The sequence below is a fragment of the Clostridium sp. SY8519 genome (assembly GCF_000270305.1).
Classification (GTDB): domain Bacteria; phylum Bacillota; class Clostridia; order Lachnospirales; family Lachnospiraceae; genus SY8519.
This window is the reverse complement of the sequence record NC_015737.1, coordinates 2,489,978-2,502,685: the sequence shown is the minus strand read 5'-3', so window position 1 is coordinate 2,502,685 and position 12,708 is coordinate 2,489,978. Positions and strand designations below refer to the sequence as shown.

Annotated in this window: 15 protein-coding genes; 14 read left to right on the top strand and 1 reads right to left on the bottom strand. The window is 51.4% G+C overall.

Features of this window, described 5'->3' with window-relative positions; genetic code table 11:
* Positions 1 to 58: 58 nt before the first annotated feature.
* A complete protein-coding gene (gene recG / locus CXIVA_RS11545) occupies positions 59 to 2,116 on the top strand; it encodes an ATP-dependent DNA helicase RecG (protein ID WP_013978220.1) in 2,058 nt (685 codons plus the stop codon).
* A 32-nt stretch (positions 2,117 to 2,148) separates the two neighbouring features.
* On the opposite strand, the gene CXIVA_RS11540 is transcribed toward recG, so the two are convergent.
* Positions 2,149 to 3,891 (bottom strand): NFACT RNA binding domain-containing protein, encoded by a 1,743-nt coding sequence (locus tag CXIVA_RS11540; RefSeq protein ID WP_013978219.1) that lies wholly within the window; start codon positions 3,889 to 3,891, stop codon positions 2,149 to 2,151.
* A 164-nt stretch (positions 3,892 to 4,055) separates the two neighbouring features.
* Between CXIVA_RS11540 and CXIVA_RS11535 the strand changes: the two genes are divergently transcribed.
* From CXIVA_RS11535 to CXIVA_RS11475, 13 genes are all read left to right on the top strand, one after another.
* Positions 4,056 to 4,934, top strand: coding sequence for a YicC/YloC family endoribonuclease (locus CXIVA_RS11535; RefSeq protein WP_013978218.1), 879 nt, complete (start codon positions 4,056 to 4,058; stop codon positions 4,932 to 4,934).
* 7 nt (positions 4,935 to 4,941) lie between these two features.
* The gene (locus CXIVA_RS11530; protein WP_013978217.1) at positions 4,942 to 5,196 is read left to right on the top strand and encodes a DUF370 domain-containing protein; all 255 of its coding nucleotides are present in this window, start codon (positions 4,942 to 4,944) and stop codon (positions 5,194 to 5,196) included.
* A gap of 3 nt (positions 5,197 to 5,199) precedes the next feature.
* Positions 5,200 to 5,838, top strand: a complete 639-nt coding sequence (gene gmk, locus CXIVA_RS11525) for a guanylate kinase (protein ID WP_013978216.1) — start codon at positions 5,200 to 5,202, stop codon at positions 5,836 to 5,838.
* Position 5,839: 1 nt separating this feature from the next.
* Positions 5,840 to 6,172: a DNA-directed RNA polymerase subunit omega gene (rpoZ, locus tag CXIVA_RS11520; RefSeq protein ID WP_013978215.1), complete on the top strand. Its 333-nt coding sequence runs from the start codon at positions 5,840 to 5,842 to the stop codon at positions 6,170 to 6,172.
* Positions 6,172 to 7,500, top strand: coding sequence for a 30S ribosomal protein S12 methylthiotransferase RimO (gene rimO, locus CXIVA_RS11515; RefSeq protein ID WP_041729101.1), 1,329 nt, complete (start codon positions 6,172 to 6,174; stop codon positions 7,498 to 7,500). The genes rpoZ and rimO overlap by 1 nt, the downstream gene beginning before the upstream one ends.
* Positions 7,497 to 8,039, top strand: a complete 543-nt coding sequence (pgsA, locus tag CXIVA_RS11510) for a CDP-diacylglycerol--glycerol-3-phosphate 3-phosphatidyltransferase (RefSeq protein ID WP_013978213.1) — start codon at positions 7,497 to 7,499, stop codon at positions 8,037 to 8,039. The genes rimO and pgsA overlap by 4 nt, the downstream gene beginning before the upstream one ends.
* Positions 8,040 to 8,051: 12 nt before the next feature.
* Complete coding sequence (locus CXIVA_RS11505) at positions 8,052 to 8,522, top strand: CinA family protein (RefSeq protein ID WP_013978212.1); 471 nt, start codon at positions 8,052 to 8,054, stop codon at positions 8,520 to 8,522.
* Between the two features lie 20 nt (positions 8,523 to 8,542).
* A complete protein-coding gene (gene rsmD / locus CXIVA_RS11500; RefSeq protein WP_278244628.1) occupies positions 8,543 to 9,145 on the top strand; it encodes a 16S rRNA (guanine(966)-N(2))-methyltransferase RsmD in 603 nt (200 codons plus the stop codon).
* Positions 9,146 to 9,191: 46 nt separating this feature from the next.
* Complete coding sequence (coaD, locus tag CXIVA_RS11495) at positions 9,192 to 9,683, top strand: pantetheine-phosphate adenylyltransferase (protein WP_013978210.1); 492 nt, start codon at positions 9,192 to 9,194, stop codon at positions 9,681 to 9,683.
* Between the two features lie 11 nt (positions 9,684 to 9,694).
* Positions 9,695 to 10,321, top strand: coding sequence for a hypothetical protein (locus tag CXIVA_RS11490; protein ID WP_013978209.1), 627 nt, complete (start codon positions 9,695 to 9,697; stop codon positions 10,319 to 10,321).
* A 151-nt stretch (positions 10,322 to 10,472) separates the two neighbouring features.
* Positions 10,473 to 11,126: an HAD family phosphatase gene (locus CXIVA_RS11485; protein WP_013978208.1), complete on the top strand. Its 654-nt coding sequence runs from the start codon at positions 10,473 to 10,475 to the stop codon at positions 11,124 to 11,126.
* A gap of 3 nt (positions 11,127 to 11,129) precedes the next feature.
* Positions 11,130 to 12,098: an RluA family pseudouridine synthase gene (locus tag CXIVA_RS11480; protein ID WP_013978207.1), complete on the top strand. Its 969-nt coding sequence runs from the start codon at positions 11,130 to 11,132 to the stop codon at positions 12,096 to 12,098.
* Positions 12,098 to 12,640, top strand: coding sequence for a Holliday junction resolvase RecU (locus CXIVA_RS11475; RefSeq protein WP_013978206.1), 543 nt, complete (start codon positions 12,098 to 12,100; stop codon positions 12,638 to 12,640). The genes CXIVA_RS11480 and CXIVA_RS11475 overlap by 1 nt, the downstream gene beginning before the upstream one ends.
* Positions 12,641 to 12,708 lie beyond the last annotated feature (68 nt).

Here is a 12,708-nt window from a genome sequence, read left to right as displayed (position 1 = left end):
TTTACAGACAGACGCGGCGGACAGCAGCAGATTTTATATAATATAGAAGGAGCGGACCATGCAGGCACAGGAACCGATCGAAGCAATCCGTGGAATCGGAAAAAAAACAGCCGAATATTATCATGCACTGGGGATTTTCAGTATCCGGGATTTGCTGCTGTATTTTCCAAGAGATTATGAGCAGTATCCGCCGGTCCGCGAACCGGATGCCTGTGTGTCGGGAACGATGACGGCGTTGCACCTGCAGGTGATGCGTCCACCTGTGGTAAACGCGAAAACCCCGAAAAAAACAGCCATCATGGATGTACCGGCCTCCTTCGGCCGCATCCGTATGATCTGGTTCCGGATGCCGTATATACGTTCTTTGCTGCAGCGGGGACGCGACTATGTGTTTTACGGCCGGCTGATACAGAAAAACAGGGATTATTTCCTGGAACAGCCGAAAATTTACACACCGGAAGAATATGCTGCCCTGGCGCAGACCATCCAGCCGGTGTATGCCCTTACAAAAGGTCTGAAAAATCAGGCAGTACGGAAGGCGGTGACGGCAGTTTTGGAAGATCTGCCCCGGGATATGGAATATCTGCCGGAGGACATACGGCAGAGACACCATCTGATGCCTTATGATTTTGCGGTCCGCAACATGCATTTCCCGGAGGATGAAACCGCCTGTATCGCGGCCAGAACCCGTTTCGCCTTTGATGAATTCTATCTGTTTCTGCTGCAGATGCATCGTTCCCGGTCCCAGACCCTTCAGGAACCCAACAGTTTTTCCTTTGTGGATGACGGATTTACGGACCGCCGGATCCGGCAGCTGCCCTATGCCCTGACCCATGCTCAGCTGCGTACGCTGCGGGAAGTGCAGGCAGACATGCGGGGCGCATCAGTGATGCAGCGCCTGATCCAGGGGGATGTGGGATCCGGAAAAACCATTGTCGCTTTTCTTGCCATGCTGGATGCGGTGCACAGCGGTTACCAGGCGGCGATTATGGCGCCTACCGATGTGCTTGCTCGGCAGCATTATCAGAAACTGACCGATTTCTGTCAGCGCGCGGGGGCGGACTGCGAAGTCGTGCTGCTTACCGGTTCCCTGCAGGCAGCTGCCCGCAGGGAAGCGCTGGAAAAAATTCGCACCGGACAGGGCGCCCTGATTGTCGGGACCCATGCGCTGATTCAGGACGCTGTCGCATACCGCCGGCTCGCGCTGGTGGTTACCGATGAACAGCACCGATTCGGTGTCCGGCAGCGGGCTGCCTTCGCGGCCAAGGGCGAACATCCCCATATTCTGGTGATGAGCGCGACGCCGATTCCGCGTACACTGGCCATTATTCTTTACGGAGATCTTGATATTTCTGTCATCGATGAACTGCCTGCCCGCCGGCTGCCGGTAAAAAACTGTGTTGTGACCGGTTCCTACCGTCAGAAAGCCTATGCATTTATTGAAAAGGAACTTCAGGCCGGCCATCAGGCCTACATTGTGTGTCCCCTTGTGGAAGAGTCCGAAGGGATGGACGGGGAGAATGTGACAGACTATTCCCGGCGGCTGCGGGAATACTATAACGGAAACTATCAGGTGGGCGTCCTGCACGGAAAAATGAAACCGGACGAAAAAAACCGGATTATGGAACAGTTTCTGGAGCAGAAAATACAGATTCTGGTGGCGACTACGGTGATTGAAGTAGGCGTGGACGTGCCGAATGCCACCGTAATGATGATTGAAAACGCGGAGCACTTCGGCCTGGCGCAGCTGCATCAGCTCAGGGGACGGGTCGGACGGGGGGATCTTCAGTCTTACTGTATTTTTATGCAGGGAAACCAGGGCAAAGAAAAAAATCCCCGTCTGGAGATTCTGAATCATTCCAACGATGGATTTGAAATTGCCCGGGAAGATTTAAAACTGCGGGGTCCCGGTGAGTTTTTCGGTATCCGGCAGAGCGGATCCTTTTCCTTTCAGGTGGGCGATGTCTTTCGGGATATGAAGCTGCTGCAGGATGCCGCCCGGGAAGCCGCGGATACGTTGCGGGAGGATCCGGATCTGACCCGGCCGGAACACATCCGCCTGGCACAGCGCCTGGAGGAGCTGCAGCAGGCAGATGGGACGGATTTAAATCTGTAAAGACGGTTTTCATCAGATCCGCTGCTCCCGGGTTATTCGATCCGCTCTATGCCGGTAATATCAGTATCTATCGTAAGGGAATAGTTTGTGTAGTAAACCACAAAACCGGGTTTTGCCTTGTTTGGTTTTTTTACATTTTTTTTCTGCAGATAGTCGATCTCCACTTTTTCGCTGCCCCGTCCGGCGGAATAGTATCCTGCCAGCCGTCCGGCTTCTTCAAAGGTACGGTCCGGCAGTTCACCGGTTTTGCAGCGGACAATTACATGGGAGCCCGGCATGCCTTTGGCGTGAAACCACCAGTCGTTCCCCTGGGCAAACCGGAAGGTCAGGGCATCGTTCTGAATATTGTTTTTTCCCACATAAATGTCAAAGCCGTCGGAAGAGCGATAGTGGTACGGCTGGCTGACTTCCCTGCTTTTCTTCTGTTTTCCGGAAGGACGTTTCAGATAGCCTGCATCTGCCAGTTCCTGGCGGATCTGGACAAGATCGGCTTCATTTTCCGCAATTTCCAGCGATGCGGCAATGGATTCCAAGTGGGTCAGGTCATCTTTGGTTTCCTGCAGCTGGATCGTGAGCGCTTCGTCCGTGCGTTTGAGCTTGTTGTAGCGGGCAAAGTATTTCGCGGCATTTTCCATAGGAGTCAGATCCTTGTTCAGGGGGACCTGCATCTGTTTTCCTGTTTCGTAATCCGTATTTTCAAAGCCGGCCATACCTTTTTTCAGCAGATAGCTGTACGCGTGGATCATTTCCCCGTATTTCCGGTATTTATCCCTTTTTTCCGTGTCTTTTTTCTGTTTTTGCTGAAGATAATATTTCTTCCGCGTGCGTTCCAGGAGCACATTGACCTGGTGGCGCAGATCGGCAGATTTCTGATGGATTCTTGTATCAGCGGCTTTTTTCGCGTAGTAATCCACCAGCAGATGGGAAACGGTATCATAGGGTACGGTTTCCTTGTCACGGTACATCGTGAGATGGTAAGAGGCAAATTCCAGGGGTCTTCCCTCATCCAGAATCATATTCGGGTAAAAGTCACCGTTTCGTATGGCATCCATAAAATGAATCCATGTTTCGGCCAGCCGGTCCCACTGCAGCGCAGTGACAGAGTCCACAGGGGCATCTCCGTCAATACCGGCCCGGTAACAGATTTCCTGTGCAGCCAGCGGGCTGAATCCGGTATAGGAGGAGTAAATGGCCCGGGCAGCCGGCATGGGACGGCTCTTCAGTCTCTGAATCAGCGCCTGTCCATCCGTAAGATCCAGAGGAGATGTTTTTCCCTCCTGTCTGGGAATAAAATACTGTCTGCCCGGAAGCACTTCCCGGACGGAGCTGATATTGGCGGAGATGTGTTTGATGCTGTCCAGGATCCTGCCGGACGCGTCGCAGAAAATAATATTGCTGTGCTTGCCCATCAGTTCGACGATCAGCTGTTTCCTGCAGAGATCTCCCAGGTCATCCAGGTGCTCGATTTCAAAAATAAGAATTCTTTCGAAGCCCGGCTGCGTAATGTTTACAATACGTCCCCCGGAAACATGTTTGCGCAGCAGCATGCAGAAATTAGGGGCAGTCATGGGACTTTTTTTATTTTCCTCTGTCAGATAGATCACCGGCAAAGAAGGGCTGGCGGAAATCAGCAGACGTTTTTGTCCGTCCGTCCCCTTCAGTGTCAGAAGCAGTTCGTCTTTTTCCGGCTGCGCAATTTTGCTGATGCGTCCCCCGGTGAATTCTTCTGCCAGATCGTGCCGTATATTGGATACCGCAATTCCATCATAAGCCATAAGCAGTTTCCTTTCTTTCCTGTTGTTTCATCCATGCGCAGTTTTTCGCGCTCTAATCATTATAGCCGGACAGGATAAAATTTCAACGGTTTCTGTTTGACTTGAAGTGGAAAAAAAAGTATAATGTATTGAATTATGTCATCACAAGGAGGGATGTTCCTGTTATGATTCAAAGCATGACCGGATTTGGCAGAAGTGAGATCACCAATTCCGCCAGAAAAATCACCGTAGAAATCAAGTCCGTGAATCATCGGTTCCTGGAACTGAATATCCGGATGCCCCGGCGGCTGAATGCTTTTGAAGTACAGATCCGCAGCCTTCTGAAAACTATGATCCACCGCGGCAAGGTGGATCTCAGTCTTTACTGCGAAGAGCTGTCAGAGGAAGCATCGTCGCTTCGTTACAATCAGAGCCTTGCGGCCGAATATGTCAGATATTTCCGGCAGGTCGCGGAGGATTTTTCCCTGAAGAATGATATCTCTGTGTCTTCCATTGTGCATTTTCCGGATGTACTGACAGCAGAAGATGCAGAACCGGACGAAACAGAAGTGTGGAAGGATCTGCAGACTGCCGTCTGCGAAGCGGCAGAACAGCTTATCGAGGCCCGCAAAAAAGAGGGCAGTTCCCTTAGAAAGGATCTGCTGGGCAAGCTGGAGCAGCTGGATGCAGACGTGGCGCAGATCGAAGCCCGGGCCCCGGGAATTGTATCGGATTACCGGAGCCGGATCGAAGCCCAGGCCAAGGAACTGCTGGGAGATGTTCAGATCGATGAAAACCGGCTGGCATCGGAACTGGTGCTGTTTTCTGACAAAATCTGCACCGATGAAGAAACCGTACGCCTGAAAAACCATATCCATTCGATGCGGCAGGTGTTGGAAAACGGGGGTGATGTGGGCCGCAGGCTGGATTTCCTCGCCCAGGAAATGAATCGCGAGGCCAATACCATTCTTTCCAAAGCCAATGACCTGGCCACCTCTGACCTGGCAATTGATTTAAAGACCGGTATTGAAAAAATCCGTGAACAGATTCAGAATATAGAATAGGCGGCACATGAAAAAAATGATTCATATCGGATATGGCAACCTGGTGAACCCGGACCGCGTCGTGGCAGTGATCAATTCAGACTCCGCGCCGGCAAAGCGGATGATCCAGAAAGCAAAAGAAACAGACGACGTTGTTGATGCAACCCAGGGGCGCAAAACCAAGAGTATCCTGATCATGGACAGCCGTCATATTGTTCTGTCGGCGTTGCAGACAGATACTTTAAGCAGCAGATTTGCAGAAAAAGAACAAGGCGGTGAATAAACCATGAGTCAACAGGGAATTTTAACTATTATATCCGGATTTTCCGGATCCGGAAAAGGCACAATTGTCAGGGAGCTGATGGCACAGCATCCGGATGAATTCGCCCTTTCCATTTCAGCAACCACAAGAGCTCCCCGGGAAGGGGAAAAAGAGGGCGTTTCCTATTTTTTCAAGAGCCGGGAAGCGTTTGAACAGATGATTCTGCAGGATGAACTGCTGGAGTACGCGCAGTATGTCGATAATTATTACGGGACTCCCCGCGCGTATGTGGACCGGCAGCTGGCAGCGGGAAAAAATGTGATCCTGGAAATAGAAGTGCAGGGCGCAATGAAAATCCGGGAGAAATATCCCGATACCCTTCTGCTTTTTGTAACGCCTCCTTCCGCGGAAGAGCTGAAGCAGCGTCTGGTGGGAAGAGACACCGAGACGGCGGAGGTTATTCTGTCGCGGCTTAGCCGGGCCTATGAAGAAGCTGACGGATGTGAAGCCTATGATTATCTGGTGATCAACGATCAGCTGGATGCCTGTGTCAGACAGGTCTATGATCTGATTCAGAATGAAAAGCACCGCATGGTTTACAATATGGACAGAATCCACAGAATCAAAGAAGAACTCAGAGCATTTTCGAAAGGAGAACACTGAAATGATCCATCCATCTTTTACGGAATTAATCGCAGCAATCAATGAACGCGAAGGAGGGGACGAGCCCTTTATCAAAAGCAGATATTCCATTGTCATCGCCTCCGCAAAACGGGCCCGTCAGCTGATTGACGGGGATGAGCCCACCATCGAAGTCAAGGATCCGGACCGGAAGCCGTTATCCATTGCCGTTGAAGAATTGTACCGCGGTGAAGTAAATATTGTACCGGAAGGCTACCAGGCAGAAGACAGCGCGGCAGATGCCGAAGACGAGGATCTTTTTGAAGACCTGGAAGAACCAGAAGAATCAGAAGAATCGGAAGAACCGTCCTTATGATGAAAGTGTTGTTTATTTCCCTGGGATGTGACAAGAACCGGGTGGATTCGGAATATATGCTCTCCAGCCTGGTGCATGAGGATTTCACCGTTACCGATGAGGAATCCCAGGCAGACGTCATCGTAGTAAATACCTGCTGCTTTATTAATGACGCAAAAGAAGAGAGCATCCAGACCATACTGGAAATGGCAGAGTATAAGACATCCGGCAGACTGAAGGCCCTGATTGTTGCCGGCTGCATGGCAGAACGCTACCGGGAGGAGATCCACAGGGAAATTCCCGAGGTGGACGCGGTCATCGGCACAAATACAACCGGAGAGATTGCCCGGGCCATCCGCAGCGTGCTGGCAGGACAGTATTATGAATCGTTCCGCAGCCTGGATGATATTGAGGCACATCCGGAGGGACGAAGCGTGACCACCGGAGGCTATTATGCTTACCTGAAAATTTCCGAAGGCTGCAGCAAACACTGTACCTACTGCATTATTCCGTCCCTGCGGGGACCGTACCGCAGCGTACCCATGGAAGATCTTGTGGAGGAAGCCCGCCGCCTGGCAGCGGGCGGCACGAAGGAACTGATTTTAGTCGCCCAGGAAACCACAGTCTACGGCACCGATCTGTATGGAAGAAAGGCTCTGCCGGAGCTTCTGGACCGTCTCAACGCAGTCGAAGGCCTGGAATGGATCCGTATCATGTACTGCTATCCGGAAGAAATCGACGAAGCGCTTTTGGACGCCATGGTGCGCAACCGCAAGGTCTGCCATTATCTGGATATGCCGATCCAGCACATTAATTCGGAGATACTGCGTCGGATGGGACGGCGTACCAGCCGGGAAGACATTATCGAAAAAATACATATGATACGGGAAAAAATGCCGGATGCGGCTCTTCGCACCACACTGATTGCCGGATTCCCGGGCGAGACAGAAGAACAGCACGAAGAACTGATGCAGTTTGTCAATGATGCCGAATTTGACCGTCTGGGAGTATTTGCCTATTCCAGGGAAGAAGACACACCGGCGGCGGCCTTTGCGCAGCAGCACACGGAAGAGCAGAAAGCAGAATGGCGGGACGCTTTGATGGAACTGCAGGAAGAGGTAATCTTTGACAAAAACCGGGAAATGATCGGCAGGACCCTGCCGGTAATCATTGAGGGCCGGATTGCCGAGGAAGACACTTATATCGGACGCAGTTACCGGGATGCCCCGGATGTAGACGGCTATGTATTTGTCGGCTGCGATTACGAACTGATGTCCGGCAGTATCGTGGAAGCGGTCATTACCGGGGCCCATGAATATGACCTGATTGGAGAGTTGAAGCAGCTATGAATTTACCAAATAAACTGACGATGTTCCGGGTGATTCTGATTCCGTTTTTTGTCTTTTTCCTTTTGACGGACGTACTTGGAACTGCAGGCGATTATCTGTCTCTGGTGATATTTCTTGTTGCCAGCCTGACGGATATGCTGGACGGAAAAATCGCCCGAAAATATAACCTGATTACAAATTTCGGCAAGTTTATGGATCCGCTGGCGGACAAACTGCTGGTGTGTTCGGCGATGATCTGCCTGACAGACATGGGCAGGCTTCCGGCCTGGATTGTGATCATCATTATCGCGAGGGAATTCATTATCAGCGGCTTCCGGCTGATTGCCGCAGACAATCAGGTGGTCATTGCCGCGAGCATGTGGGGCAAGGCAAAAACTGTCTGCCAGATGGCGATGGTCATTTTCCTCCTTTTGAACCTTCCGGTTCCGGGTTACTGGATTTTCACCACCGTGCTCACCTATGCCGCCCTGGTTTTAACCGTGGTTTCCCTGGTGGATTATCTGATCAAAAACAAAGATGTGATGAAAGAACAGAGTTAGAGGGGATAAAGTATGATACAGGATGCGATCGTAGCGGAACTGACCCGGATGCACTGCTGTGTGTCCACGGCAGAATCATGTACCGGCGGCCGGATTGCCGCGGCTCTGATTGATCCCTCCGGGGCCTCTGCCGTCTATCAGGAAGGATATATTACTTATTCCAACGAAGCCAAGCATAAGCTTCTGGGCGTATCCAGACACACGCTGGATACCTTTGGCGCCGTAAGCCCGCAGACTGCGGCGGAGATGGCGTCCGGATGCGCGCGGGCGGCAGGCAGTGACTACGCCATCGTGTCTACCGGAATTGCCGGACCCACCGGCGGAACAGCAGACAAACCGGTGGGACTGGTTTATCTCGGCTGCTATGCCCGCGGGACGGTCAGTGTCTACCGGAATCTATTTACCGGGGACCGCAGCCGGATCAGGGACAAGGCCGTACAGCGCGCCCTGGAGATTCTTCTGTGTAAGTTAAAGAACCCCTGAATCGATGAAACCCTGTTGGAATTTCCCCGGCGGGAAACAGATTTCATACAGAAAGGAACCCTATGAGAATAATTGCAGGAACTGCCCGCAGTCTCCCCCTGAAATCCCTGCCCGGTTCTGATACCAGACCGACGACGGACAGAATAAAAGAAACGCTGTTTAACATGATCCAGACCAGAGTGCCGGGAAGCGTAGTGCTGGATCTTTTTGCTGGAAGCGGCAGTCTGGCGCTGGAAGCAGTCAGCCGCGGAGCAGAAAAAGCGGTCCTTGTGGAAAACAGCCGCAAGGCGGCAGCAGTCATTCAGGAAAACATCAATTTCACAAAGTTTCAGTCCAGATGCAATCTTCTGGTTATGGATGCGCTGACAGCACTGCCGACCATGGAGCGCCGGTATGTGTTTGATCTGGTGTTTCTGGATCCGCCGTATGGCAAAGAGCTGGAAATCCAGGCTCTGGACTATCTGGCCCGCTCCTCTGCGATTACGGAAGAGACGCTGATTATTGTGGAAACCTCTATGGATACGGATATTTCTGTCTATACCAGGGACGGCATCTACGAAATTACGAAAGACAAACGATACAAAACAAACCAGCATGTATTTTTGAAACGTGTCAGAAACTGATCACGGTGATTCAGGAAAGGAGAGCTGAAATTTCAGCTGAAACAATATGAGCATTGCAATCTATCCGGGCAGCTTTGACCCGTTAACTTACGGTCACCTTGACATTATTGAGCGTTCTGCGCAGATGGCAGACAAACTGATCGTGGCTGTTTTGTGCAACAGCGCAAAAAATCCGTTGTTTTCTACGGATGAACGTGTTAGTATGATTAAAGATCTGACTGCGCATATTCCAAATGTAAGCGTAGATACCTTTGACGGCCTGACGGCGGAATACGCCGACCGGGTCGGAGCCACCATCGTTGTGCGGGGGCTGCGCGCAGTGACGGATTTTGAATATGAACTGCAGATCGCGCAGACCAATCGTATCGTAAACCCGAAACTGGATACGATTTTTCTGACAACCAATCTCAAATATTCTTATCTGAGTTCGACCATTGTCAAGGAAGTCGCTCAGTACAACGGCGACATTTCTCACTTTGTTCCCCCGTCCATTGCGGACAGGGTTCGGTCGAAATTCAGCAAAAACAAGGAAGCATAAAGGAGCACAGCATGAGTCGTATAGAAGAAATTATCGCAGAACTGGAAGATTACTTTGAAAACTGCAAATTTCAGCCCTTGTCCAATACAAAGATCATCGTCAACAAAGATGAAGTGGATGAGATCATCGATGCCCTGAAAAACAGCACACCGGATGAGATCAAACGGTATTCCAAAATGGTAAGCAATAAGGATGCCATTCTGGCAGACGCGCAGAAAAAGGCAGACGCCCTGATCGAACAGACCAAGGCGCGCGCCCAGGAGATGATTACCGAGCATGAGATCATGCAGCAGGCATACGCCCAGGCCAATGAAGTAGTGACCATCGCTTCCAACCAGGCCCAGGAGATTCTGGACAAGGCCACCGATGACGCCAATGACATCCGCACCAGCGCCATCACCTATACAGACCAGCTTCTGGCGAACCTGGCCTCGATCATCAGCAATGCCATTGCAGTAAACAATGAAAACTACACCAATCTCATTGCGTCCCTGCAGGAAAACCTGAACCTGGTCAACACCAACCGCGGCGAACTCCACGAACAGGACCAGGCTGCTGATACAGATTCCCAGACTGCGTCCGCTGACGCTGCGGCAGACGGCATCTCGGTCATTGCTTCCTCCGGAGACGAGGAGTAACCGGGATCCAAGAACACAGATATCCCTTGTTTATAACCGGCATCCGGAATTTGCACAAATATCCAGATGCCGGATTTTTTGTTGGACTGTCGTTCCTCTGGGGTTCCCATGGGATTTTCCGGCAGAACAGAAGCAGAAGAGGAAAGAATTTATGCTCACAGACAAACAGGCGGTTTTATTTGACCTGGACGGAACCCTCGCTGACTCCATGTGGGTCTGGACCGATATTGACCGGACGTTTTTTGCCTCCAGACAGATCCCGGTGCCGGACAGCCTGCAGAAGGATATCGAAGGTATGAGTTTTACTGAGACAGCCCAGTATTTCATCGATACCTTCCATCTTCCCGAGACACTGGAGGAACTGAAGCAACTGTGGAACCGCATGGCCATGGAACGGTATGCCACAGAAGTAAAACTGAAACCCGGCGCGCTGGAATACCTGCACCACCTGAAACGCAAAGGAATCCGGACCGGCATTGCCACCAGCAACTCCAGGCTTTTGCTGGATGTGTTTCTCCACCGCAACCATCTGAAAGGGCTGTTTGACGCCCTGACCACCAGCGATGAAGTAAAGCAGGGCAAACCATCCCCGGATGTTTATCTGCGCGCTGCCCGCAAAATGCAGATCAAGCCCGACCGGTGTCTGGTATTCGAAGATCTGCCCAATGGCATCCTGGCAGGAAAAAACGCGGGAATGGAAGTATGCGCCGTAGAAGACTCCTATTCCGCTGATCTGAAAACTGTAAAACAGCAGATGGCAGATTATTATATTAAAGATTTTCTTCATATGGAACAGGAGAGTTAAGCAGTGGAAGAGTTTATTATCGGGAAACATCAGGCCGGACAGAAATCCTTCAAATATCTTTCCAAGCTGCTTGGCGGTGCATCTTCCGGATTTCTGCACAAAATGATGCGGAAAAAGAATATTGTCTTAAATGACCGGAAAATGACCGGCCAGGAAATCCTGAGAGAAGCGGATTCCATCAAAATCTATTTTTCACATGACACGTTTGTAAAATTCGCGTCCCATACGCCGGCAGAAGATTTTGCAAAACCGAACGCAGATCCACGGTACCGCCGGGAACAGATCCCTGTGGTATATGAAGACGCAGACATCCTGGTACTGAACAAACCGGCGGGCATGCTTTCCCAGAAGGCAAAACCGACAGACTATTCGGTAAACGAATGGATCCTTTCCTATTTGCTGGAGACCGGAAGCCTCCGGAAAGAGGATCTCCGTGATTTTCGGCCGTCCGTCTGCAACCGTCTGGACCGCAATACCTCCGGACTGATTCTGGCAGGAAAGACCATCGCCGGCCTGCAGGAGCTGAGCCGTCTGCTGAAAGACCGTACCGCGGCAAAATATTATCGCTGTGTCGTATGCGGGACCATGCAGGAAGGCCGTCATCTCACCGGATGGCTGGCCAAAGACCGGAAAACCAACCGGGTTTCCGTATCGGATCAGGAACTGCCGGGCAGTGTCCGGATCGAAACGGTCTATGAACCCATACAGTTTCTGGAGGGCTGTACCGAACTCCGCGTGCATCTGATTACCGGAAGATCCCACCAGATCCGGGCACACCTGGCCTCGGTGGGGCATCCGATTCTGGGAGATCCCAAGTACGGGGATGCCCAGCGTAATCAGGAGTGGCGCCGCCGCACCGGCCTGAACCGTCAGCTTCTCCATGCCTGGCGCATGGAATTTCCGGACGGAACCACAGTAACTGCTGACGTTCCGGCAGATTACCAAACAGTAGTAAAGGAGTGCGCCCGCTGATGTCTACCTGGAATTCCAGAGGATTGAGAGGCTCTTCCTTAGAAGAGTACATTAACCGGACCAATGAATTATACAAACTGGAAAATCTGGCGCTGATCCAGAAAATCCCGACACCGATTACGCCAATTACCATAGACAAGCAGAGCCGGCACATTACCCTGGCCTATTTTGATCAGAAAAGTACGGTGGATTATATTGGTGTCGTGCAGGGAATCCCGGTATGCTTTGATGCAAAAGAATGCAGGACAGATACCTTCCCCCTTCATAACGTTCACCCCCATCAGGTGGAGTTTATGCGCTGTTTTGAACGGCAGGGAGGCATTGCCTTTCTGATTATTTATTATGCTGCGCTGGAACAGTATTACTATCTGCCGCTGCGTGATCTGAACCGTTTCTGGGATCGAAAGGAAGCCGGCGGACGCAAGAGCTTCCGCCGGGAGGAACTGGATCCGGCCTATTACTTTCAGCGCAGCGGCAGCACCCTGGTGCCTTATCTGGTGCCGCTGCAGTATGATCTGGATCACCGGCCGGATAACAGTTGACTTTTCACGGGAGGTTACGTATAATTAACGTAATTTCACGTGGTAGCATGGTAGCACGCTAAAGTGCC

Bases quoted from the DNA above. Each gene is read 5' to 3' on its own strand.
- recG (WP_013978220.1), top strand. From the start codon at position 59: ATGCAGGCACAGGAACCGATCGAAGCAATCCGTGGAATCGGAAAAAAA.
- CXIVA_RS11540 (WP_013978219.1), bottom strand. From the start codon at position 3,891: ATGGCTTATGATGGAATTGCGGTATCCAATATACGGCACGATCTGGCA.
- CXIVA_RS11535 (WP_013978218.1), top strand. From the start codon at position 4,056: ATGATTCAAAGCATGACCGGATTTGGCAGAAGTGAGATCACCAATTCC.
- CXIVA_RS11530 (WP_013978217.1), top strand. From the start codon at position 4,942: ATGAAAAAAATGATTCATATCGGATATGGCAACCTGGTGAACCCGGAC.
- gmk (WP_013978216.1), top strand. From the start codon at position 5,200: ATGAGTCAACAGGGAATTTTAACTATTATATCCGGATTTTCCGGATCC.
- rpoZ (WP_013978215.1), top strand. From the start codon at position 5,840: ATGATCCATCCATCTTTTACGGAATTAATCGCAGCAATCAATGAACGC.
- rimO (WP_041729101.1), top strand. From the start codon at position 6,172: ATGAAAGTGTTGTTTATTTCCCTGGGATGTGACAAGAACCGGGTGGAT.
- pgsA (WP_013978213.1), top strand. From the start codon at position 7,497: ATGAATTTACCAAATAAACTGACGATGTTCCGGGTGATTCTGATTCCG.
- CXIVA_RS11505 (WP_013978212.1), top strand. From the start codon at position 8,052: ATGATACAGGATGCGATCGTAGCGGAACTGACCCGGATGCACTGCTGT.
- coaD (WP_013978210.1), top strand. From the start codon at position 9,192: ATGAGCATTGCAATCTATCCGGGCAGCTTTGACCCGTTAACTTACGGT.
- CXIVA_RS11490 (WP_013978209.1), top strand. From the start codon at position 9,695: ATGAGTCGTATAGAAGAAATTATCGCAGAACTGGAAGATTACTTTGAA.
- CXIVA_RS11485 (WP_013978208.1), top strand. From the start codon at position 10,473: ATGCTCACAGACAAACAGGCGGTTTTATTTGACCTGGACGGAACCCTC.
- CXIVA_RS11475 (WP_013978206.1), top strand. From the start codon at position 12,098: ATGTCTACCTGGAATTCCAGAGGATTGAGAGGCTCTTCCTTAGAAGAG.